Annotated in this window: 17 protein-coding genes; 5 read left to right on the forward strand and 12 right to left on the reverse strand. The window is 72.8% G+C overall.

What is annotated here, in order from left to right; all coding sequences use genetic code 11:
• Window positions 1–57: 57 nt before the first annotated feature.
• Window positions 58–1,503 (forward strand): zinc-dependent metalloprotease, encoded by a 1,446-nt coding sequence (locus AMK11_RS07130; RefSeq protein WP_073724368.1) that lies wholly within the window; start codon window positions 58–60, stop codon window positions 1,501–1,503.
• Complete coding sequence (locus tag AMK11_RS07135) at window positions 1,500–2,015, forward strand: NUDIX hydrolase (protein WP_073724370.1); 516 nt, start codon at window positions 1,500–1,502, stop codon at window positions 2,013–2,015. The genes AMK11_RS07130 and AMK11_RS07135 overlap by 4 nt, the downstream gene beginning before the upstream one ends.
• 58 nt (window positions 2,016–2,073) lie before the next feature.
• Here AMK11_RS07135 and AMK11_RS07140 read toward each other — a convergent pair whose 3' ends face one another.
• From AMK11_RS07140 to AMK11_RS07155, 4 genes are all read right to left on the reverse strand, one after another.
• On the reverse strand, window positions 2,074–2,829 hold the full coding sequence (locus AMK11_RS07140; protein ID WP_073724372.1) for an AIM24 family protein: 756 nt from the start codon (window positions 2,827–2,829) through the stop codon (window positions 2,074–2,076).
• Between the two features lie 17 nt (window positions 2,830–2,846).
• On the reverse strand, window positions 2,847–3,527 hold the full coding sequence (locus tag AMK11_RS07145; protein WP_073724374.1) for an AIM24 family protein: 681 nt from the start codon (window positions 3,525–3,527) through the stop codon (window positions 2,847–2,849).
• A 13-nt stretch (window positions 3,528–3,540) separates the two neighbouring features.
• A complete protein-coding gene (locus AMK11_RS07150) occupies window positions 3,541–5,313 on the reverse strand; it encodes a TerD family protein (RefSeq protein ID WP_073724376.1) in 1,773 nt (590 codons plus the stop codon).
• 145 nt (window positions 5,314–5,458) lie between these two features.
• Window positions 5,459–6,055, reverse strand: a complete 597-nt coding sequence (locus tag AMK11_RS07155) for a M48 metallopeptidase family protein (RefSeq protein WP_073724378.1) — start codon at window positions 6,053–6,055, stop codon at window positions 5,459–5,461.
• A 240-nt stretch (window positions 6,056–6,295) separates the two neighbouring features.
• Here AMK11_RS07155 and AMK11_RS07160 point away from each other — a divergent pair, with 240 nt between their 5' ends.
• Window positions 6,296–7,510: a TOMM precursor leader peptide-binding protein gene (locus AMK11_RS07160; RefSeq protein WP_073724380.1), complete on the forward strand. Its 1,215-nt coding sequence runs from the start codon at window positions 6,296–6,298 to the stop codon at window positions 7,508–7,510.
• Window positions 7,503–8,900, forward strand: coding sequence for an ABC1 kinase family protein (locus tag AMK11_RS07165; protein ID WP_073724382.1), 1,398 nt, complete (start codon window positions 7,503–7,505; stop codon window positions 8,898–8,900). The genes AMK11_RS07160 and AMK11_RS07165 overlap by 8 nt, the downstream gene beginning before the upstream one ends.
• A 106-nt stretch (window positions 8,901–9,006) precedes the next feature.
• Here the strand turns inward: AMK11_RS07165 and AMK11_RS07170 are convergent, their stop codons facing one another.
• The 4 genes from AMK11_RS07170 to AMK11_RS07185 form a co-directional block, all read right to left on the reverse strand.
• Window positions 9,007–9,330 (reverse strand): hypothetical protein, encoded by a 324-nt coding sequence (locus AMK11_RS07170; RefSeq protein ID WP_073724384.1) that lies wholly within the window; start codon window positions 9,328–9,330, stop codon window positions 9,007–9,009.
• Window positions 9,327–9,695, reverse strand: a complete 369-nt coding sequence (locus AMK11_RS07175; protein ID WP_073724386.1) for a WhiB family transcriptional regulator — start codon at window positions 9,693–9,695, stop codon at window positions 9,327–9,329. Before AMK11_RS07175 ends, AMK11_RS07170 begins: the two co-directional genes overlap by 4 nt.
• Before the next feature lie 173 nt (window positions 9,696–9,868).
• Window positions 9,869–10,201, reverse strand: a complete 333-nt coding sequence (locus AMK11_RS07180) for a hypothetical protein (RefSeq protein WP_073724388.1) — start codon at window positions 10,199–10,201, stop codon at window positions 9,869–9,871.
• A 162-nt stretch (window positions 10,202–10,363) separates the two neighbouring features.
• Window positions 10,364–12,565 (reverse strand): ATP-dependent DNA helicase UvrD2, encoded by a 2,202-nt coding sequence (locus AMK11_RS07185; RefSeq protein ID WP_198941315.1) that lies wholly within the window; start codon window positions 12,563–12,565, stop codon window positions 10,364–10,366.
• 215 nt (window positions 12,566–12,780) lie between these two features.
• Here AMK11_RS07185 and AMK11_RS07190 point away from each other — a divergent pair, with 215 nt between their 5' ends.
• Window positions 12,781–13,023 carry a mycoredoxin gene (locus tag AMK11_RS07190; RefSeq protein ID WP_055417962.1) on the forward strand — a complete coding sequence of 81 codons (243 nt, stop codon included), beginning with the start codon at window positions 12,781–12,783 and terminating at the stop codon, window positions 13,021–13,023.
• An 85-nt stretch (window positions 13,024–13,108) separates the two neighbouring features.
• Here AMK11_RS07190 and nudC read toward each other — a convergent pair whose 3' ends face one another.
• From nudC to AMK11_RS07210, 4 genes are all read right to left on the reverse strand, one after another.
• On the reverse strand, window positions 13,109–14,053 hold the full coding sequence (gene nudC, locus AMK11_RS07195; RefSeq protein ID WP_073724392.1) for an NAD(+) diphosphatase: 945 nt from the start codon (window positions 14,051–14,053) through the stop codon (window positions 13,109–13,111).
• 156 nt (window positions 14,054–14,209) lie between these two features.
• Entirely contained in the window at window positions 14,210–15,613 is a 1,404-nt protein-coding gene (locus AMK11_RS07200) for a dipeptidase (RefSeq protein WP_073725645.1), read from the reverse strand.
• A gap of 10 nt (window positions 15,614–15,623) precedes the next feature.
• On the reverse strand, window positions 15,624–19,106 hold the full coding sequence (locus AMK11_RS07205) for a UvrD-helicase domain-containing protein (RefSeq protein ID WP_073724393.1): 3,483 nt from the start codon (window positions 19,104–19,106) through the stop codon (window positions 15,624–15,626).
• A 124-nt stretch (window positions 19,107–19,230) separates the two neighbouring features.
• Window positions 19,231–22,911, reverse strand: a complete 3,681-nt coding sequence (locus AMK11_RS07210) for a UvrD-helicase domain-containing protein (protein WP_443333923.1) — start codon at window positions 22,909–22,911, stop codon at window positions 19,231–19,233.
• Window positions 22,912–23,065: the final 154 nt, after the last annotated feature.

The following is a 23,065-nucleotide window of genomic DNA, read 5'->3' on the forward strand; positions in this document are numbered from 1 at the left end:
AAGTCGGGCAGCCGTGCCGCCGGAAAGAACCGGCGGCCTTACCAGCCGAGGAACCCCGTGAGTGACACCCCATTCGGATTCGGCCTTCCGCCGGAGGAGCCGGACGACGGCGACGAGGGCAAGAAGAAGGACCAGCAGAGCGGCGGTGGTCAGGGACCGGCCAACCCGTTCGGTTTCGGGATGCCCGGAGCCGGAGGCTTTGGCGGCCCGGGCGCGGACAACCCGTTCGCCGCCATGTTCGGCTCCATGAACCCCAACGACCTGGGCGCCGCGTTCCAGCAGCTCGGCCAGATGCTCTCCTACGAGGGCGGCCCGGTGAACTGGGACATGGCCAAGCAGATCGCCCGCCAGACGGTCGCCCAGGGCACGCCGGACGGCACCAAGGACGCCAGCGTCGGCCCCGCCGAGCGCAATGCCGTCCAGGAGGCCGTCCGCCTGGCCGACCTGTGGCTGGACGACGCGACGGCCCTGCCCTCGGGCGCGGGCACCGCGGTGGCGTGGAGCCGCGCGGAGTGGGTCGAGGCGACGCTGCCCGCCTGGCGGGAGCTGGTCGACCCGGTCGCCGAGCGCGTCGGCACCGCCATGGGCGACGTGCTGCCCGAGGAGATGCAGGCCATGGCCGGCCCGCTGATCGGCATGATGCGCTCCATGGGCGGCGCCATGTTCGGCACGCAGATCGGGCAGGCCGTCGGCGTCCTCGCCGGCGAGGTCGTCGGCTCGACCGACGTGGGCCTGCCGCTCGGTCCGGCCGGCAAGGCCGCCCTGCTGCCGGCGAACATCGAGGCGTTCGGCAAGGACCTCGGCGTGTCCCAGGAGGAGGTGCGGCTGTACCTGGCCCTGCGCGAGGCCGCCCACCAGCGCCTCTTCGCGCACGTGCCGTGGCTGCGCTCGCACCTGTTCGGCGCCGTCGACGGCTACGCCCGAGGCATCAAGGTGGACACGGCCAAGCTCGAGGACGTGGTCGGCCAGTTCGACCCGCAGAATCCCGAGCAGCTGCAGGAGGCTCTCCAGCAGGGCATGTTCCAGCCGGAGGACACCCCGGAGCAGAAGGCCGCACTGGCCCGTCTGGAGACGGCTCTGGCGCTCGTCGAGGGCTGGGTGGACGCGGTGGTGCACGCCGCCGCCAAGCCGCGCCTGTCCTCGGCCGACGCCCTGCGCGAGACGCTGCGCCGCCGTCGCGCCTCCGGCGGCCCGGCGGAGCAGACGTTCGCCACGCTGATCGGCCTGGAGCTGCGCCCGCGCCGCCTGCGCGACGCGTCCCGCCTGTGGGCGTCCCTGACGGACGCGCGCGGTGTCGACGGCCGGGACGGCCTGTGGGCCCACCCGGACATGCTGCCCACGGCGACCGACCTGGACGACCCGGACGGTTTCGTCCACCGCGAGCAGCTCGACTTCTCCGAGCTGGACAAGATGCTCGGCGAGGCGGCGGGCAAGCCCGACCTGAAGAAGAAGGACGAGAAGGGCTCCGACGAGGCCGACGGCAAGGGCGACGACAGCGAGTGAGCCTCCACGACGACGCCGTCCTGGTCCTCAAGGCGTACGAGGGCCAGGACGAGCTGCGCCAGACCTACCTGGACCATCTCGCGACGCACCCGGACGGCATGTGGAAGGCGTGCGGGGCCGGGCACGTCACGGCGAGCGCCATGGTGATCGACCCGTCCCGCGAGCGGGTCCTGCTGACCCTCCACAAGAAGATGCGCATGTGGCTGCAGATGGGCGGCCACTGCGAGCCGGCCGACGCGACACTGGCGCGTGCCGCGCTGCGCGAGGCCACGGAGGAGTCCGGCATCGCCGGACTGCATCTGCTCTCCGGCGGTCCCGTGCGGCTGGACCGCCACCACACACCCTGCGCCTGGCACCTGGACGTCCAGTACGCGGCGCTGGCACCGGAGGGGGCCGTGGAGGCGATCAGCGAGGAGTCCCTCGACCTGCGCTGGTTCCCCTACGCCGAGGTCGCGGACGTGGCCGACGACTCGGTCGTACGCCTGCTGGAGGCGACCCGCGCCCGCCTGTGACCGGTAAGGGGTGACCGCCTGGCGATCACCCCTTACCGGACAGTGGCCGTGCCCGCGCTCAGCTCCAGACGTTGCCCTGGTTCTGACCGCGCGCCCCCTGCTGGCCCATGCCGTACTGGGCGGCGAGGCCCGAGCCGATCTGCGCGTTCTGCGGCGGCAGCAGCTCGCTGGGCTGGACGAGCGCGAAGCCGCTGCCCATGAAGCTGAGCTCCCAGCCCTCCCCGGTGCTGCCCCGGCGCCGCCACACCCCGGAGGAGTGCGTCTGCGCCTGCATCTGCACGCGCAGGCCGGTGGACCAGGCGACGATCGCGTCGGCGTCGCAGTTGACGTACTTGTCGGGCGTCACCTGCATCATCAGCGGGGAGCCCGAGGTCATGAGGGCGACCTTGCCCCGTCCGGTGATGTTGAGCTGGTACTTCCCCGAGCCGGAGATGCCGTAGAGGCTGTCGACCGCGATGACCTCGTGGTGCAGGGACGAGTCCATCGCCAGCACGTAGCTGCTGTCGACGGTCAGGCCCTCCTGGTCGACGTCCATCACGTGGACGCACTGGGCGAGGTTGGCGAAGAAGACCGTGCCCTGCCCGTGGCAGCGCATCAGGTCCAGGCCCTCACCGGTGCGCGCACGCGCGCGTGACTGGTTGTTGCTCTGGTACTCGGCGTCGAACTCGACGAGTCCCTGGTAGGCGACCATCGTGCCCTTGCGGGCGAGAACGTCGTCGTGGCCCTCCAGGGCGACGCGGAGCATGTGCTTGTTCTGCAGGCTCCAGGCGTCCTGGGTCTGCTGGTCGTTGTAGGCGAAAAGCGGGCTCTGCATGGTGTTCTGGCTCCCCCTCAGCCCCGGACCCGGAGGCGGTCGGTGCTGTCCTCGCTGGGCTGGACGACGACGATGCCCTGACCGGAGAAGGCCATCTGGTAGGCCTCGCCGCTGCCGCGGCCGATCAGTGACTGCGCCTTGAAGCTGCGCTTGCCCTTCACCTTGAGGTTCGGGGACCAGGCGACGAGCGCGTCGGGGTCGACGTACGTCTCGTCCTCGCCACCGCCGCAGTCGACCACGATCGGCTTGCCCCGGGAGGTCAGGGCGACCCAGCCCTGTCCGGAGATCTTGGTGTTCCACAGGCCCTGCCCGGCGAACTTCGCCAGGCCTTTGACCCGCTCCACGCCCCAGGTGAGGTGGGCGTCGAAGGCGAGCAGGTTGGTGGCGTTGACGGAGATGCCGTCGCCGTTGAGGTTGATGACGACGACGTTCGCGCCGTAGTCGGCGAGGTACAGCAGTCCGTCACCGGAGCACTTCATCAGGGGCGCGCCCTCGCCGGTCATCCAGTCCTTGGCGATCTGGCGGACGGCCGGCGGGTTGGGCTCGTACTGGACGAAGCCCTCGTAGGCGGTCATCGAGCCCACGCGCGCGAGGAGGTCGTTCCCGGTCTGCATGGCGACCTTCAGCATGTGGTTGCCGTGGTTCTCCATGCGGGCGGCAACGGGTGCGGGAGCGTAGCCCGCGAGCGGCTGGTTCATGTCGGGCTCTCCCTCAGATCTCGTACGGCTGGACGATGATGAAATTGCCGGGCGCCGCCCGGAACTGCAGGTTGACGCTCTCGCCGGTGTCGCCCGCGTAGGAGTTGTGGCGCATCCGCACCTGGCTGGACACGACCACCTGGGCGGCGGCCGACCAGGCGACGACCGCGTTGCAGTCGGCGAAGGTGGTGGGCGTGACCGGCAGCACCACGGGCACGCCGTGCGTCTTGACGACGATCGTGCCGGTGCCCTGGAACTGCATCGTGAACAGCGCGCCACCGGGGATGCCGTGCCCCTCGATGCGGCGGACCTCGTACTGAAGGCTCTCGTCGAAGGCGAGGACGTTCTCCGCGGAGACGCAGATGGCGTCGCCCTGGAGCTCGATCGGGTGCAGCATCGCGGAGTTGTCGGCGAGGAACACCTGACCCTTGCCGGTGCAGCGCATCAGCTGCATCTCCTGGCCGGTGGCGTTGCCCACGACCCGGCCGGCGAATCCGGCGCCCTTGTAGCTGAAGTCGACCTTGCCCTGGTAGAGCACCATGCTGCCCTGCCGGGCGAGCACGGGCTGGCCGTCCGCGCCGAGGTCGACGCGGACCAGCTTCTTGTTCTGCTGGGTCCAGCGCTGCCCGGTCGCCGTCTCGCGGAACTGCTGGAGCGCGGCCGTCACACCGGCGCCCTGCGGGGCTCCCTGGGGCGCCGCGCCCGGCGTCATGCCCTGCGCGGCTCCGTAGGGTGCCTGCTGGCCGTAGCCGGGGGGCGGGGTCGGCTGGCCGTAGCCGGCGGGCGGATTCTGCTGGCCGTAGCCCGGAGGCGGGGTCGGCTGGCCGTAGCCGGGCGGCGGGGCCGGGGCCTGAGGCGGTTGAGGCGCCTGGGGCTGGCCGTAGCCCGGAGGCGGCGGGGCGGTCTGACCCGGCACCTGGCCGTGCGGCGGCTGCTGCTGGCCCGGCTGGCCGTACGGCGTGGGTGCCGGGGCGGGCGGAGGCACCGGGGAGCCGCCGGGCGGCGTGTTCATGGGCGCGACGATCGTCTGCGCGGCGTGCACATCGGAGCCGGGCGCGGGGGCGGGCGCCGGGGGCGGAGTGGCGCCGGCCGACGGGGCGAAGCCCTGCGGAGCGGGCTGAGGCGCGGGAGCCGGGACCGGTGCAGGGGCGGCGGGAGCGCCGAAGGCGGGCGGGGCCGCGGCCTGGGCCGGCGGCGCGAAACCCGGCGCGGCACCGTCGGCACCGGCCTGCGGCTGCTGCGGCGCCGGGGCCTCTTCCTCTGCCACCTCGCCGCCGAAGTTCCTCAGCAGCGCGTCCAGCCCGCCGTCGAAGCCCTGTCCGACGGCGGCGAACCGCCACACGTCCTTCAGGTAGAAGTCGCCCAGCATCACGGCGCGCTCGGTGGAGAACTCCGCACCGCTGAACGGGTACCGGGCCACCTCCTCACCGCCCGCGACGATCCGGATGTATCCGGAGGCGACCTGCGACATCTGCCCCGCGCCGTCGACCGTCGCCGTGAAGGACAGCTTCTGGATCTGCGGTGGAATCCTGTCGAGGGTGACACGGAACGACTCCGTGTCACCCGCCTGCGCACCCAGGAGCTGGATGGACTCCTCGGGGGTCTTCGGCTGGTTGAAGAACACGAAGTACCGGTCGTCCGACAATCGCTCGGCGGCGTCGAGACCGAAGCAGCTGATGTCGAAGCTCAGCCCGGGGCCCGAGATCTGCACGCCTACGTACAGATCCGTGCCCGCGGTGAGGTCACTGATCCTGGCCTTGTGGCCGCGTTGGAATTCCCTGGCCATGCGTTACGACCGTCCCCCATCCGAATGTGAGTGCGTCGCGCCAGGCTAACGGCAATCCCGGACAGTGGAAGAAGTCGGTACAGACCCGGTACAGAACCCGTGCGCCGCCGTGGCGGAGCCCTTACGGGGCGTACTCCGAGGCGCGTTACTCGCTGCGCGCTCCGGGTACGTGCGGCAGCCGGTCGGCGGCGACAACGCCCTCGAGGTACCCGCGGGCCCGCTCGGTCCGCGGGTACGCCTCCAGCAGCCGCCAGAACCGGGGACCGTGGCCGGGAACGAGCAGATGCGCCAGTTCGTGCAGGAGGACGTAGTCGACGACGTACTCGGGCATGCCCTGGAGGCGGTGCGACAGCCGGATGCTTCCCTCGGACGGGGTACACGAGCCCCAGCGGGTGTTCTGGTTGGTGACCCAGCGGACCGAGGTGGGCCGGGCCCGCCCCTCGAAGTACTGGCCGGACAGGCACTCGGCGCGCTCGGCGAGTTCGGCGTCGCCGAGAACGCGTTTGCTCTCCTGGGCGGCGAGCTTGTCCAGCATGACGCTCACCCAGCGTTGCTCCTCCGCCTCGGACATGCGGGCGGGGATCAGCACGACGGTGCGATCGCCCTCGCGGTACGCGGAGACCGTCCGGCGTCGCCGGGTGCTCCTGCGGACCTCGATCGCGCTCGTCGCCGAGCCGTTCGACGGCGGATTCGTCGGTGTGCGCTGGGGCGCCCCGGCGCGGTGCAGTGGGTCGGCGGACACGCCACGACGTTACCCGCTGCACACGGGGAAGTCCCGGCTCCGGGACGCTTCGGCCCCGATCCGGCACCCCTCACTCGGCGTGTACGACCGATTCGTATGACGAATACCCACCGCCTGTGGACAACTTTCGACGCCTCGGCGCGCATCCGGGCATGCTGGCACTCGCCGGCGCATCCGCGACCGACCACGCGGACCGGCACGTGCAGAGCTCGAAGACCGAAGACCCACGGGGGGCCTGGCATGCATCCGATGGTGAAGCCCGCGCTCAGGCGCGGCTGGCGTGATCTGAACACCGTGCAGTTCGGGATGACGCCCGCGCACGCGTTGACGCTCGGCCCGGTGGACACCGCCACGGGCAGCTTCCTGGACCTGCTCAACGGCACCCGCGGTCCCGCTCTCCTGCGCGAGGAGGGACGCCGCATGGATCTGCCGGACGGACATGTCGACTGGGTGGTCGAGGGGCTCGCCCGTGCCGGTCTCCTCGACGACTCCAGGGGCGGCGGGCCGGACGCCGACGCCCTGCGGGAGAAGAGCGAGGTGCTCGACCGGCTCCGCCCCGACCTGGCCTCCCTCTCCCTGACCACGTCCGTTCCGGGAGAGGCGATGAGACACCTGGCCGCACGACGGGCCCTGCGGGTCCGGGTGAAGGGTGCCGGACGGGTGGGCGCGGTGCTGGCCGGCCTTCTGTCGGGCGCGGGCGTCGGCGTGGTCGACGTGCTCGACGGCGGGTGCGTCGAGCCGTGGGACGTCACTCCGGGCGGGCTCCCCGCCGAGTCCGTCGGGAGCCGCCGGGACGAGACGGCCCGCCGAGTCGTCCGCCGGGCAGCCCCCGGCCGGCCACCGCGCCGTGGTCCCGCGACACCGTCCGAGGACGACGCCCCGGGGTTCTCCCTGGTGATCGTCGCCCCGCGCGACGACGTCGCGGTGCATGCCCCCGATCCCGCCGCCGCGGATTCACTCATGGCCTCCGGTACGCCCCACCTGTACGCCGGTGTCGTCGAGGGGACCGGTGTGGTCGGTCCGCTGGTCCTGCCCGGCGAGACGGGCTGCGCTGGGTGCCTTCACTCTGACCGCACCGACCGGGACCCGGCCTGGCCCCGTCTGGTGGCGCAGTGGCGCTCCGGCGGCCGCCGACAGGTTCCTCCCTGCGATCTCACGCTGGCCACGACGGTCGCCGGGCTGGCGGCGGCCCACGCTCTCGCGTTCCTGGACGGCGGTACGCCCTCCAGCATCGGCACCCGCTGGGAGGTGTCGCTGCCCGGACTGCGCTGGCACACGCGCCCGGTTCCCGCGCACCCCGCCTGCCCGTGCGAAGCCGCCGGAAAAGGTAAGCAGGAACACATCCCCGTGGAGGGGGAGCGGCGCGCGACAATGGCTGGGCAAGGGCCGTCAGCGGACGTTCGCCGTGAGGCAGAAGCCGCCCGGCCGGCTGGGACTTGGAGGGCGCATGTCTGATCTTCCGCGCAAGGCGGTCACCCGGACCGCCAAGCTCGCCGCGCTCCCGCTCGGCTTCGCCGGGCGGGCGACCTGGGGGCTCGGGAAGCGAATCGTGGGCGAGTCAGCGGAGATCGTCGGCCAGCAGCTGCAGCAGCGGACCGCTGAGCAGCTGTTCAAGGTGCTGGGCGAGCTCAAGGGCGGAGCGATGAAGTTCGGGCAGGCCCTGTCCGTCTTCGAGTCCGCGCTGCCCGAGGAGGTCGCCGGCCCGTACCGGGCAGCCCTGACCAAGCTGCAGGAGGCGGCGCCGCCCATGCCGACGGGCACGGTGCACTCCGTTCTCGCGGAGCGGCTCGGCGAGGACTGGCAGGACCTGTTCCTGGAGTTCGAGGACAAGCCGGCCGCGGCGGCGTCCATCGGCCAGGTGCACCGTGCGGTGTGGCACGACGGCCGCGAGGTGGCGGTCAAGGTGCAGTACCCGGGCGCCGGCGAAGCCCTACTGTCCGACCTGAACCAGCTCAGCCGCTTCGCCCGCCTGCTCGGCCCCCTGGTTCCCGGCATGGACGTCAAGCCGCTGATCACGGAGCTCAAGGACCGGGTCTCCGAGGAGCTGGACTACGACCTGGAGGCACAGGCCCAGCGCATCCACTCCGAGGAGTTCGCGGACGACCCGGACATCGTGGTGCCGGACGTGGTCCACCAGTGCGAACAGGTTCTGGTCACCGAGTGGATGGACGGCGTCCCGCTGTCGGAGATCATCGCGGACGGTACGCCGCGACAGCGCGACCGGGCCGGTCAGCTGCTGGCGCACTTCCTCTTCTCGGGCCCGGCACGGACCGGCCTCCTGCACGCCGACCCGCACCCCGGGAACTTCCGGTTGCTGCCGGGCGGACCGGACGGCGAGGACGACTGGCGCCTCGGCGTCCTGGACTTCGGCACGGTCGACCGGCTCCCGGGCGGCCTGCCCGAGCCCATAGGGCAGGCCCTGCGCATGACGCTGGACGGCGAGGCTGACGCCGTCTACGAGATGCTCTGCTCCGAGGGCTTCGTCAAGGAGTCGATAGAGCTGGACCCCGACGCCGTCCTCGACTACCTCCTGCCGATCATCGAGCCGGCCCGGGTCGACGAGTTCACCTTCACCCGCGGGTGGATGCGGAGCCAGGCTGCCCGGATCGGTGACCCGCGCTCCCCCGCCTACCAGCTGGCCAAGCAGCTCAACCTGCCGCCCGCCTACCTCCTGATCCACCGCGTGACCCTGAGCACCATCGGCGTGCTGTGCCAGCTGAGCGCGACGGTGCGACTGCGCGACGAGCTGGAGGACTGGCTCGTGGGCTTCCTCCCCGAGGACGACGAGGAGGACGGGTACGAGGTGGAGACGTACGACGTGGACGAAACGGCGGCGGAGGCCTGAGCCCCGGTCCTGACACGCCGTGGGGGCCGGTCCGTTCGAACGGACCGGCCCCCACGGGAAGAGGTTTCGCCTCCTGAGCCGGGAGGCCACCGCTTCGGGTGATCGGTTACTGCATCACGGCCATGGCGAGCGCCCGCCGGGCACGCAGCGAGGCGCGCTCGGCCCGGCGCTGCATCCGGCGAGCGGTCGCCAGGCGCAGGGCCCGGCGTTCCTGCTCGGCCTCGTGCAGCCGGTCGTGCATATGCGCACGAGCCAGGGCTTCTGGGATGAGTTGCATCTCACGGGTCCTGTTCTGACGCGAGTCCTTCGCGTCGCTGGTGGTGAAGTCTTCAGGCGCGGTGCCTGCGATGTCGTGGGTGGACGGCTTCATCGGGGCCTGCTTCTTGGGGTCGTGCGTGAGGGGGCGGTCGATCGTTCCTGCGGTGTTCATGCCGTGACCGGGTTCTTGCGCGGGCGACCACGGGGCCGCTTCCGGGCGACGACGACACCCTGGACGAACAGCTCGCCACCCCAGACGCCCCAGGGCTCACGCCGCTCCTTGGCACCGGCGAGGCAGGCCTCGATCAGCGGGCAGGTACGGCAGAGGGACTTGGCGTACTCGACGTCCGCCGGCGACTCCGCGAAGAAGACCTCCGGGTCGTAGGAGCGGCAGGGGACGGGCACGCCGAGGTTCTCGATGGCGTCGTCGAGCGCGGTGAGCGCGGTGAGCGGGGTCAAGGTGGGGTCCTCCGTGGGGCCGGGCTTGGGGATCGTGTCGGAAGGCGGTACGGACGGGGCGTGCGCTTCGAGTTGCACGGTCGGTCTTCCTCGTCTGGTCGTTCCGGCCGGTCGGCCGGGTGGCGGCTTGGTACCGGGTTCTCTTCTTTTCCCGAGGCTCCTTCGTGCCGTCGTCCCCGTTCGGGGACAAACAGAAGGGCCGCGGATCCCGGATGGGGTTCCGCGGCCCTGAAGGCGCCGGCCTGATCGAATCAGGCTGGATCACTCCAGGGTTCTGGCCCACGGAAGGCCCACATCAGGTGGTGCTGCGTCGTCTGCTTCCGGAATCCGGCACCGGTCGCCGTAAAGGCATAGGCCTGCGCCTGTGCCGCTACTGCTGCTTCCAGTGCCTTGGTCGGTCGCTCATTGCGCTCACGGACGGGAAGGCCCGCGGGGGCAACGGAGAGGGACGCCGGACGCACGGCACGAATGCCGGACAGACCGGTGCCCGGGTTCGAAGCGCCGAGCATGCACAGGGAGACGGCCGAGCGATCGGTCAATTTGGCGGTGGAGCTGACGGTGGAGCTGAAGTTGATGCTGATCACTGGACTCGCCTCCTCTCGGCGTCTAGGGGACTGGACGAACCAGTCCGCGGATATGCAAGTACAACACGGATTCAGGGCCTCCGGGAAGGCCGCTGTTCCCGTGACCAAGAACCTATGGGGATTCCCGGGGCATGCGCAAACTATTTTTTCGACGAGTTCGTTTCAGCCGTCCCCGTCAAGCCCCACGCCTTCCTGGCCTGCGCAGATGGCCAACACGTCGGCTCCGTAGCGGTTGAGCTTGCGCATCCCGACCCCTGGGATGCGTGCCAGCTCGTGCTCGTCCCCCGGGACGGACTCGGCGATCGCCATCAGCGTCTTGTCGGTGAAGACGCAGAACGCGGGCTGTCCGCTGAGCCCCGCCTGGACCGCACGCCACTCACGCAGCCGCTCGTAGACGCCCTCGTCCATGTCTGACGGGCAGCCCTCGCAACGCATCAGCTTCATCTCACCCGCGTCGGTGAGCGTGCGTCCGCAGACCCGGCAGCGAGCAGGTGTCCGACGCGTCCGTCTGGGAGCGACGGCCGTGGCGCCGTTGCTCCCGGAGCCACGCTCCACGCCCCCGGCGCCGCCGGCCGCCGCGCCCGCGCCGGACGGCCCTGATCCGGGCCGCAGCCCCTTCAGGAAACGGCTGGGGCGGCGGCTGGGCCGCCCGCCGGGTGAGCGGGCGAGCGCCCAGGAGAGATGCAGGCGCTCACGCGCGCGGGTGACGCCGACGTACAGGAGGCGGCGCTCCTCCTCGATCTGCTCGTCGGTCTTTGCGTAGGTGATCGGCATCATGCCCTCGGCCACGCCCACCAGGAAGACGACGTCCCACTCCAGTCCCTTGGCCGAGTGCAAGGAGGCGAGGGTGACGCCCTGGACCGTCGGGGCGTGCTGCGCGCCCGCCCGCTCGTCGAGTTCGGCGACGAGGGCGCTCAGCGTGGCGCCCGCCGCGGCCGCGGCGAAGTCCTGGGCGAGGCCGACCAGGGCGGCCAAGGACTCCCAGCGCTCGCGGACGGCGCCGGAACCGGCCGGCGGCACGGGCGTCCACCCCTCTCCTGACAGCACCGCGCGCACCTGGGAGGGCAGGTCCACGGCGTCGTCGAGCAGGGAGTCGTTGCTGCCGAAGCGTGCCGCGGCCCGCAGGGCGCTGTGGGCCTTGCGCACCTCAGGGCGGTCGAAGAAGCGCTCCGCGCCGCGCAGCTGGTACGGGACCCCGGCGTCGGCGAGAGCCTGTTCGTAGGTCTCCGACTGGGAGTTCGTGCGGAACAGGACGGCGATCTCGGCGGCCGCCACGCCCGCGTCGATGAGCTCGCGGATGCGGCGGGCGGCGCCCTCCGCCTCGGCCGGTTCGTCCGGGTACTCGGCGTAGACGGGTTCCGACCCGGCGGGGCGCTGGGAGACCAGCTCCAGACGGTGGTCGGCGGCCCGGCCATGGGCCTGGGAGAGCAGGCCGTTGGCGAGATGGACGACCTGCGGGGTGGACCGGTAGTCGCGGACCAGCTTGACGACGGTGGCGCCGGGGTGGCGGCTGCGGAAGTCGAGCAGGTGGTCGGGGGTTGCTCCCGTGAACGAGTAGATCGTCTGGCTGGCGTCGCCGACCACACAGAGGTCGTCGCGGTCCCCGAGCCAGAGCTCCAGCAGGCGCTGCTGGAGGGGGCTGACGTCCTGGTACTCGTCGACCACGAAGTGCTGGTACTGGGCTCGGACCTGTTCGGCGACGTCCTGCCGGTCCTGGAGGACCGCGACGGTCAGCAGCAGCACGTCCTCGAAGTCGATCACGCCACGCCCGCGCTTGAGGTCCTCGTAGGCGGCGTAGAGCTGGGCGATCTCCGCCGGGTCGCGGGGCGCCTCACGACCGGCCTTGGCCGCCGCGAGGGCGTAGTCGGCAGGGACGGTCTGGGTCACCTTGGACCACTCGATCTCGGCGGTCGCGTCACGCAGCTCGCCGCGGTCGAGGCGGATGCGGCACGCGGCCGCGGCGTCGGCGACGAGCTGGATCTTGCGGTCGACGAGCCTGGGCAGGGAGCCACCGATCGCTTTCGGCCAGAAGTACTGGAGCTGGCGCAGCGCCGCCGAGTGGAAGGTCCGGGCCTGCACGCCCGCCGCACCGAGCTGGCGCAGCCGGCCGCGCATCTCCCCGGCGGCTCGGTTGGTGAAGGTGACGGCGAGCACACTGGTGGGCTGGAGGATGCCGGCGCGTACCCCGTAGGCGATGCGGTGGGTGATCGCCCGGGTCTTGCCGGTACCGGCGCCCGCCAGTACGCACACCGGACCGCGCAGGGCGGTCGCCACCTCGCGCTGCTCGGGGTCGAGCCCTTCGAGCACCGCGTCGGCCGAGTCCGGTACCTGCGGGAAGAGGGTGGAGTGCGTTGCTGCTGTCACACCGCCATGCTGCCAGGTCGGGCGTGACAGGTGCGTCGGTTGTCCACAGGCACGCACCGATAGTCGTATCAATGCGCGTATCGCTGCGACAGGCGTCACACCACGGGCACGGTTCGGGCGTGCCCCGGGAATGGTGGGGCCACCGCGGACGTTCCCTTCGTGCGGCCCTCCAGGCGCCGCCGAATTTCCCGAGCCGCCGAAGGAGCACGAGAGACATGCCGGGCACTGTGACGATGTACAGCACCACGTGGTGCGGCTACTGCCGTCGGCTGAAGAGCCAGATGGACCGTGAGGGCATCGCGTACACCGAGATCAACATCGAGCAGGACCCGGAGTCCGCGGCGTTCGTGGAGAAGGCGAATGGCGGAAACCAGACGGTCCCGACCGTGCTCTTCCCCGACGGATCGACGCTGACGAACCCGTCGCTGGCGCAGGTGAAGCAGAAGGTCGGCGCGTAAGCGCACCGGCAGGACGTCCGACAGCGACAAGCAGAGGGTTGGTCCTCCCCCGCGGGGGAGGACCAACCCTCTGTCCGTTCTCGCCTCAGAAGGCGCCGCGCGTGGGCAGCGGCTTGCCGTACCAGAGCTCGATCAGGCGGGCCGCGATGGAGATGCCGTAGGGCGGAAGCACCTCGCCGGACTCGAAGGCGGCGTCCAGCTCGTCGCGGGAGAACCAGCGGGCCTCGTGGATCTCGTCGCCGTCGACGTCGATCTCGGTGGAGGTGGCGCGCGCCATGAATCCCAGCATCAGGCTCGACGGGAAGGGCCAGGGCTGGCTGGCGACGTACTCGACGGGACCGACGGTGACGCCGACCTCCTCCTGCACCTCTCGGCGTACCGACTGCTCGATGGACTCGCCGGGCTCCACGAACCCGGCGAGCGTCGAGAAGCGGCCCTCGGGCCAGTGGACCTGGCGGCCGAGCAGGAGGCGGTCCTCGTCGTCCGTCACCGCCATGATCACCGCGGGGTCGGTGCGCGGGTAGTGCTCCGCCCCGCACGCGGGGCAGCGGCGGATGTGGCCGGCCGCGGCGATGACGGTGCGTTCGCCGCAGCGGGAGCAGAACCGGTGCAGGCGCTGCCAGTTCTCCAGGGCGACCGCGTGGGCCATCAGGCCGGCGTCGCGGGGCGACAGGAGGAGGCCGGCCTCCCGCAGACCGGCCGGACGGGCGGACTGGTCCATGCGGCCGGGAAGGGAGTCCTTCTGGAGGGCGAAGTAGCTGACGCCGTCGTCGTCGGTGCCCAGAAAGTAGCGGTGTGCCTCGGTCAGCGGCGCCTCGAAGGACGGGGTCATGACGACTTCGGTACGTCCGTCGGGCGTCTCGTCGATCAGGACCTGACCGCCGGAGACCACGAAACAGCGCGTCGAGGGGTGGCTCCACGCCGCCGCGAGCCAGGCCTCGTCGAGGCGGTGGTGGGCGGCACGGTCGATGCCGCTCGGGGCGGTGAGCGAGATGGGACGGTCGGCGGTGTGGTCGGTCCAGGTGGTCACGGGTGCTTCCAACTCCCCCGGTGAGCGTTTCGGTTCGGCAGGCGGTTAGCGGTTCGTGCGGCGGGTGGCGACCGGGTCCGGGAGGGCTCGGGCGGTGCGGCGGCCTTTCCAGTGTGCCGCGCGCCGTGCCCGCCCGGTCCTGGGCCGAACAGCCGCTCAGGGTGCGTGGCGCCAGTACTCCGCCAGGTCACCCCACAGGTGGGCGGTTGTCTCGACGCCCTTGAGCAGCAGGTCCAGCTCCACCTTCTCGTCGGGGGCGTGCCAGCCGTCGGAGGGGACGGAGATGCCGAGGAAGAGCACCGGTGCGCCCAGCACCTCCTGGAGGTCGGCGGCCGGTCCGGAGCCGCCCTCGCGGGTGAAGCGGACGGGTTTCCCGAAGGCCCGGCCCATGGCGCGGACGACCGACTGGAGCGCCGGGTGGTCCAGGGGGGTCAGGCAGGGCCGGGTGGCCGCGCTGAAGCTGATCTCGCAGCGGATCCCGGCGGGTACCTGCTCGGCCGCCCAGGCGCGGACGGCCTTCTCGACGTGGTCGGGGTCCTGGCCCGCGACCAGCCGGAAGGACAGCTTCACCATGGCGGACGCCGGGATGATCGTCTTGCTGCCCGGGCCCTGGTAGCCGCCGCCGATGCCGTTGACCTCGGCGGTGGGACGGGCCCAGACCCGCTCCAGGGTGGTGTGCCCGGCCTCGCCGTGCGCCGCGCGGGACTTGGCCGTGCGCAGCCACTGTCCCTCGTCGAAGGGCAGCTCGGCGAAGAGGGCACGCTCGCGCTCGGTGAGCTCGATCACACCGTCGTGGAAACCGGGGATCGCCACGCGCGCGTGCTCGTCGTGCAGGGCGGCGACCAGGCGGGCGACGGCGGTGGCCGGGTTGGGGACGGCGCCGCCGAAGGAGCCGGAGTGGATGTCCTGGTCGGGTCCGTGCAGCCGGATCTCGCACTCGGCCAGGCCGCGCATGCCGGTGCACACCGTAGGAGTGTCCTCGGACCACATGCCGGTGTCGGAGACGACGACCGCGTCGGCACGGAGCCGGTCGGCGCGCTCCTCGACCAGAGCGCGGAAGTGCGGGGAGCCGGATTCCTCCTCGCCCTCGATCAGCAGCTTGAGGTTGACCGCGGGGGCGGTGCGACCGGTGGCCGCCAGGTGGGCGCGGACGCCGAGTGTGTGGAAGAACACCTGTCCCTTGTCGTCGGCGGCCCCGCGCGCGTAGAGGCGGTTTTCGCGGACGACGGGTTCGAAGGGCTCGCTGTGCCAGCCGTCCTCGCGGGCCGCGGGCTGCACGTCGTGGTGGCCGTAGACGAGGACCGTCGGTGCCTGCGGGTCGCCGGAGGGCCATTCGGCGAAGACCGCGGGGGCGCCCGGTGTGGGCCACACCTCGGTGGTCGGGAAGCCGGTCTCCTTCAGTTTGGCGGCGAGCCAGTCGGCGCTGCGGCGCACATCGGTCGCGTGGTCGGGCTGGGCCGACACGGACGGGATACGCAGCCACTCGACGAGGTCGTCGAGGAAGGCGGCGCGGTGGTGCTCGATGTACGTACGGACAGCGCTGTCCGGGGTCTCGCTCATGCTCACGAGCCTATCGGCCCGCACCGGCACCCTGACCGTGCGGTTCGTCACCGACCGGGTCGGCCAGCAGCAGGTGCTCCAGCGCGGCCCGGTCCGGCAGCCCGGCGGGCCGCACCACCTCGCCCGTGCGCACGTACAGGAAGGCGGCGGTGACCGATTCCAGGGGTACGCGCTGCTGCTCGGCCCAGGCGAGGCGGTAGAGCGCGAGCTGGAGCGGGTCGGCGGTGCCGGCCCGGCTCGTCTTCCAGTCGACGATCTCGTACGTGGTCGTCTGGCCGTCGCCCTCCTTGTAGACGGCGTCGATGCGGCCGCGTACGACTCGTCCCGCGAGCGAGAGCTGGAACGGCGCCTCCACGCGGTAGGGGGTGCGGCGGGCGTACTCGGTGCGTTCGAAGGCCTCCTTCAGGAACTCCAGGTCGCGTTCGTCGGCGATCTCGGCATCGCTGCCCGGCAGCTCCTCCGGTTCCAGCAGAGGCAGCGTCAGCGGTTCGAAGCGTGCCTCGACCCAGGCGTGGAAGCGGGTGCCGCGGCGGGCGGCGGGCTGGGGCGGACGGGGCATGGGTCTGGCCAGCTCCTGTGCGAAGCCGTCCGGGTCGGCGGCCAGGCTCAGCAGTTGGGACGCGGTCAGCGACGCCGGGAGCGGGACCTCGGTGACGCTTTCCCGGGCGCGCAGGAGTTCGCCGGTGAGGGCGTCGAGGTCGCGGTCCCAGGAGGCGACCGTGCGGGCTTCCTCCGGGGTGAGGCGGGCGGGGGCGGCGGCCCGGTCCGGGGGCGACGCCTGGTGTGGGACGGCAGGACGGGCCGGTGGCGTGATGGGGGCGGGGCGGTCCGTGCTCCAGGAGTCCCAGCCGGCGGGGTCGTCCTCCGTCCAGCCGGAAACGCGGGGGTCGTCCGCGTCCGGGAGTGCCTCGGCGTCGGGGGGCGGCGGCCAGTCGGGATCGTCGTAGGTGTCCGGGGCGTGGGTGGCGGCGGGGTGGCCGTCCTCTTGCGCGGCGAGGTCGTCCAGGTGGGCGAGGACCGTCTCGGCGGCGGCCCGGCGGCGGGCGAGGGCGTCCGCGTCGAGGGGCAGGGGCCAGGCGTGGTCGGCGGCGGCCTGGTGCAGGGCCGGGTTCTCCTCGTCCTCGGCGGGTTCGTCCGCCCATGCCTCGATCTCGCCGTGTCCGGCGGCGCAGTGCTCGTACAGGTCCATGAGGAAGCCGGACGGCCCGCGGGGCTTCTTCTGGGTGGGTCCCCACCAGTGGCCGGAGCCCAGCAGCAGGGAGCGGGGACGGGTGAAGGTGACGTAGCCGAGGCGCAGCTCCTCGGTGTGCTGGTGCTCCTTCATGGCCTCGTGGAAGGCCTTCAGGCCCCGCGAGTCCCAGGACTCGACGTCGGGCAGGGTGTCGGCGTCACCGCGCAGGCCGTGCGGCAGCACCTTGCCCTGGGCGGTCCACTTCTCGCGGCCCTGGCCGCTGGGGAAGGTGCCGCTGACCAGGCCCGGCACGGCGACGACGTCCCACTCCAGGCCCTTGGACTTGTGCGCGGTGAGCACCTTGACGGTGTTCTCGCCGCCCGGCAGGGCGTTGTCGAGGCCCTTCTCGTACTGGGCGGCGGTGCGCAGGAAGCCCAGGAAGGCGAGCAGGGTGGCCTCGCCGTCGCTCGCGGCGAAGGACGCGGCGACGTCCAGGAAGTTCGACAGGGTCTCGCGGCGGCGGGCGGCCAGGGCGTGGGGGGAAGCCGACAGCTCGACCTCCAGGCCGGTGACGGCGAGGACGCGGTGCAGTACGTCCATGAGCGGGTCGGCGAGTGCCCGGCGCAGGTCGCGCAGTTCGGTGGCCAGCCGCGCGAACCGCACGCGCGCGTCGGACGAGAACGGCAGGCCGTCGTCGTCCCCGCTGCAGTCCAGCGGGGTCTCCAGGAAGGTGTCGAGGGCGTCCGCGAGCGATATCACCTCGGAGGGATCGACGCCCTCGACGGCCGCGGCGAGCCGCCGGTCGGGGTCGTCGTCGCCGTCCACGCGCGCGTGGCTCACCAGGAGCCGGGCGCGGCGCCCCAGCAGGGCGAGGTCCCGTGGGCCGATGCGCCAGCGCGGGCCGGTGAGCAGGCGGACCAGGGAGGCGTTGGCGCCGGGGTCCTGGAGGACTTCGCAGACGGCGACCAGGTCGGCCACCTCGGGCAGGTGCAGCAGCCCGGACAGGCCCACGACCTCGACGGGCACGTCGCGGGCCACCAGGGCGCCCTGGATCTCGGCGAAGTCGGTCGCCGTACGGCACAGGACGGCGATCTCACCGGGCGCCGTGCCGGTGCGCACCAGGTGGGCGACGGAGTCGGCGATCCAGTCGATCTCCTCGGCGTGGGTGGGCAGCAGGGCGCAGCGGACCGTGCCGTCGCGTTCGGCGCCGGGGGCGGGGCGCAGGGCTTCCACGCCCGCGTGCATGGCGCGCAGGGGCTCGGCCAGGCCGTTGGCGAGGTCGAGGAGTCGTCCGCCGCTGCGGCGGTTCTCGCTGAGCGCCTGCCGGGCGGCGGGGCGGCCGTCGGCGTGCGCGAAGTGTTCGGGGAAGTCGTCGAGGTTGGCGACGGAGGCGCCGCGCCAGCCGTAGATCGCCTGGCAGGGGTCGCCCACGGCGGTCACCGGGTGGCCGGTGCCGGCGCCGAACAGACCGGCCAGCAGCATGCGCTGGGCCACCGAGGTGTCCTGGTACTCGTCGAGCAGTACGACCCGGAACTCGTCGCGCAGGACGCGGCCCACTTCCGGGAGCCCGGCCAGCTGTGCGGACAGGGCGATCTGGTCGCCGAAGTCGAGGAGGTCCCGTTCGCGTTTGGCGGCTCGGTAGCGGCTCACCAGGTCGGCGAGTTCGCGGCGCGCGGCCGCGGCCTCCGGGACCTTGCGCAGGTCGGCGTTGGTGAGCTTGACGCGCTGGAGGGAGCCGAGGAGACCGGCGTCCCAGGTGCGCAGCGCCCCGGGAGCGACGAGGTGCTCGGAGAGTTCCGCGTCGAGGGCGAGGAGGTCCGCGACGAGGTCGGGGAGGGATCGGGTGAGCGCCGGATAGGGGCCCGGCGCTTCGCGCAGGACCCGCGCGGCGAGCTGGTAGCGGGTGGCGTCGGCGAGCAGCCGGGAGGTCGGTTCCAGTCCGAGGCGCAGTCCGTGGTCGGTCAGGAGGCGGCCCGCGAAGGCGTGGTACGTCGAGATCACCGGTTCGCCGGGGGGATCGTCCGGGTCGATCGCGTCCGGGTCGGTGACGCCGGCCCTGATGAGCGCGGTGCGCACGCGTTCGGCCAGTTCACCGGCCGCCTTGTTGGTGAAGGTGAGGCCGAGTACCTGTTCCGGGGCGACCTGGCCGGTGCCGACCAGCCACACCACGCGTGCGGCCATCACCGTGGTCTTGCCCGACCCGGCGCCGGCCACGATGACCTGCGGGGCGGGCGGCGCGATGATGCAGGCCGTCTGCTCCGGGGTGAAGGGGATGCCGAGGAGCTCCTTGAGCTGCTCGGGATCGGTGAGATGGGCGGGCACGTCCAAGAGGCTAGCCGCGGGCACTGACAGCGGGTGTGCGAGCGCCGACGGAGTCGCCGGTAAGCGCAGGTCAGCTGGCGTGGTGCGACTTGTCACACCGGTCTCGGGCGTTGGCTGCGGCAGCTCACTCCACGACGTGCCGGCCCTCCGGCCGCGCGCTGCACGACGCGCGGAAGGCGCAGTGGGTGCAGTGCTGGCCCGCGGTCGGGGCGAACCGTTCGTCGAGGACCTTTCCGGCGGCCGCGGCCAGCAGGTCCCCGACCCACTCGCCGTCCGGTCCCTCCAGGGACTCCTGGGCCTGCACCCTGGGCAGGGTCTCGCCGCCGTCCCGCTTGGGCGCGCCCTGGCGCAGCTGGACGAGTTCGGCCCCGCCCGGTGCGGGACGGGTGCCGTCGAAGGCCTCGTCGACGGCACCCTCTCGGACGGCGAGCTGGTAGACGGCGAGCTGGGGGTGGTGGGCGACCTCTGCGGAGGTGGGTGCCTGTTTGCCGGTCTTGAAGTCGACGACATAGGCGCGGCCGTCGCCGTCGGTCTCCACGCGGTCCATCTGGCCGCGGATGCGCACCTCGTAGTCGCCCGCCTCCAGGGTCACGTCGAAGTCGTGCTCGCTGGCGACCGGCGTGCGTCCGGCGCGGTCCATCACGTGCCACTTCAGGAAGCGTTCGAGTGCCACGCGCGCGTTGGCCTTCTCCTGCGCCGACTTCCACGGCGCGTCGAAGGCGAGCGCGTTCCACACGGAGTCCAGGCGCTCCATGAGGACGGCGAGGTCGGCCGGGGTGTGCCCGGAGGCGACCTCGTCGGCGAGGACGTGCACCACGTTGCCGAAACCCTGTGCCGCGGTCGCGGGAGCGTCGGCCTTCACCTCCCGGCCCAGGAACCACTGCAGTGCGCAGGTGTTGGCCAGCTGGTCCAGGGCGCTGCCGGAGAGCGTGACGGGCTTGTCGCGGTCGCGCAGCGGGACCTTGCTCTCCGTCGGGTCCCACATGCCCCACCAGCGGTAGGGGTGGGCGGACGGCACCAGGGGGCGGCCGTCCTCGTCGGCGAGGGCGGCGAGGCGGGCCAGCCGGCGTGCCGCGGCCTCCCTCAGCGGTCCGGAGACGCGGGGGTCGACCGTGGTGGCGCGCAGCTCGGCGACGAGCGCCGCGACCGCGAGGGGGCGGCGGGGGCGGCCCGTGACGTCGACGGGTTCGACGCCGAGTTCGGTCAGGAAGCGGGAGGGCTGGTCACCGTCGTCGGCCGGTGCCTTGACGGCGGTCACGACGAGCCGTTCTCTCGCGCGCGTGGCGGCCACGTAGAACAGGCGGCGTTCCTCGGCGAGCAGCGCGCCGGGCGTCAGCGGTTCGGCGAGGCCGTCGCGGCCGATGCGGTCGGCCTCGAGCAGGGAGCCGCGCCGGCGCAGGTCCGGCCACAGCCCCTCCTGGACGCCCGCGACGACGACCAGCCGCCACTCCAGCCCCTTCGCGCGGTGGGCGGTCATCAGACGGACGGCGTCGGGGCGGATGGCACGCCGGGTGAGCGTGTCGGCGGCGATGTCCTCGGCGTCGATCTCCTCCAGGAAGTTCAGGACGCCCCTGCCGCCGGTGCGTTCCTCCGCGCGGGCGGCCGTCGCGAAGAGCGCGCACACCGCGTCGAGGTCGCGGTCGGCGTTGCGGCCGGCGGCGCCGCCACGCCGGGCGGAGCGCTCCAGGCGGGTGGGCCACGGAGTTCCCTCCCACAGGTCCCACAGCGCCTCCTCGGCGCTGCCGCCGCCCGCCAGGCGCTCGCGGGCCGTGCGGAGCAGCGCGCCGAGGCGCTGGGCGCCCCGCGCGTACGCGGGGTCGTGCACGGCCAGCCGTTCGGGCTCGGCCAGCGCCCGCGCGAGGAGTTCGTCCGAGGGCGGCGGCAGCGGATTGCCGGCGGCCCGCTCCTCCTCGCGCAGGGCACGGCCGAGGCGGCGCAGGTCGGCGGCGTCCATCCCGGCGAGGGGGGAGGTGAGCAGGGTGAGGGCGGTCTCGGTGGGGAGCCAGCACGACCCCTCCGCGCGGTGGGCGGGTTCACCGCGCGGGGAGGCTGCCGCGGTGTCCGCGCCGGCGTCAGCCACGGCTTCGGCCGCTGTGCCGGTGTCCGTGTCCGCCCCGGGCTCGGGCGCGGCTGCCTTCGTCTCGGTGTCCGTGTCCCCCTCGGGCTCGGGCGCGGCCGCCTTCGCCTCGGTCTCCGTGTCCCCCTCGGGCTCGCGCGCGGCCGCCTTCGCCTCGGCGTCCGTGTCCCCCTCGGGCTCGCGCGCAGCCGCCTTCGCCTCGGTCTCCGGTACGGCGTCCACGGCCGCCTCGGACTCGGGTCCGGCCTGCGCCACGGCTCCGGCACCCGGTACGCGCCCCGGACCGGCCGCGTCCTGGGGACCGGCCGCGGCCCGTACGTTCCCGGCCTCGTCGCCGCCCTCCTCGGATGCGGGCCCCCCGGCGTCACCGGCGCCCCCGCTCGATGCCGTGTCCCCCGCCCCGTCGGCGCCCCCGCTCGGCGTCGCGTCCTCCGCCTCGGGGGCGCCCGGCCGGGTCCTTCCTCCCGTCTCCGCCTCCGCCACGGCCCGCAGGGCCGTCAGCAGGGGCGCCACGGCCGGTTCGTGGCGCAGGGGGAGGTCGTCGCCGTCGATGTCCAGCGGCACGCCGGCCGCGGTGAGGGCACGCCGGACCGTGGGGATGCTGCGGGCACCGGCGCGCACGAGGACGGCCATCTCGCCCCAGGGAACGCCGTCCTCCAGGTGGGCCCGGCGCAGGATGTCGGCGACGTTGTCCAGTTCGGTGCCGGACGTCGGGTACGTGTACGCCTCGACGCGCCCGCCGTCCCGGACCGGGGCCAGTTCGCGGTGGGCCCGCACCTTGCCCGCGGGGAGGCGGGTCAGGGGCATGCGCTGGGTCAGCAGCCGGGTCGCGGCCAGCAGGGCGGCCCCGGAGCGGCGCGAGGTCCGCAGCACCTCGACCGGCGCCGGGCGGCCGTCCGCGCGCGGGAAGGCGGCCGGGAAGTCGAGGATGCCGTTCACGTCCGCGCCCCGGAAGGCGTAGATCGACTGGTCGGGGTCGCCGAAGGCGACGAGGGTGCGTCCGCCTCCGGCCAGGGCGTGCAGCAGCCGTACCTGGGCCGGGTCGGTGTCCTGGTACTCGTCGACGTACACCGCGTCGTACTGGGCGGCCAGCCGCGCGGCGACCTCGGGACGGCGCGCGAGGAGCACCGCGCGGTGGACGAGTTCCGCGTAGTCGAGTACACCCTGCAGGTCGAGCACGTCGAGGTACTCGGCGAGGAAGACGGCGGCGGCCCCCCAGTCGGGGCGGCCGATGCGCCCCGCGAACGCCTTCAGTGCCTCGGGGCCGAGGCCCAGCTCGCGGGTGCGGGCGAGCACCGCGCGGACCTCGTCGGCGAAGCCGCGGGTGGTCAGGCAGGCGCGCAGTTCGTCGGGCCAGCGCACGTGGGAGAGGCCGAACCGTTGCAGGTCCACCTGGCCGGCGAGTAGCTCGCGCACGGTCACGTCCTGCTCCGGGCCGGACAGCAGCCGCAGCGGTTCCACGAACAGGTCGCTGTCCTGGTGGGCGCGGACCAGGGCGTAACCGAAAGAGTGGAAGGTGGTAGCCCTGGGGGCCCGTGCGGCGCCCAGGCGCAGTGCCATCCGGTCGCGCAGCTCGACGGCCGCCTTGCGGCTGAAGGTCAGCACCAGGATCCGCTCGGGGTCGCCGCCGCGGGCGATCCGGTCCGCCACGGACTCCACCAGAGTGGTGGTCTTCCCGGTGCCCGGGCCCGCGAGGACGAGCAGCGGCCCGCTGCGGTGGTCAACCACGGCGCGCTGGGCGGCGTCCAGTCGAGGGGGGTCCGTTCGCGCCGGCGGGGTACGCACCAGCCGGTAAGCGCCACGGCTCCCCCGTCGCACCTGGGGGTGCGACGGGTGTCGGGTGGAGGAAGAGGAGCTCACGTGGTTCGCCGGTCCTGGTGGG

The organism is Streptomyces sp. CB02414, assembly GCF_001905385.1.
Lineage (GTDB): Bacteria > Actinomycetota > Actinomycetes > Streptomycetales > Streptomycetaceae > Streptomyces.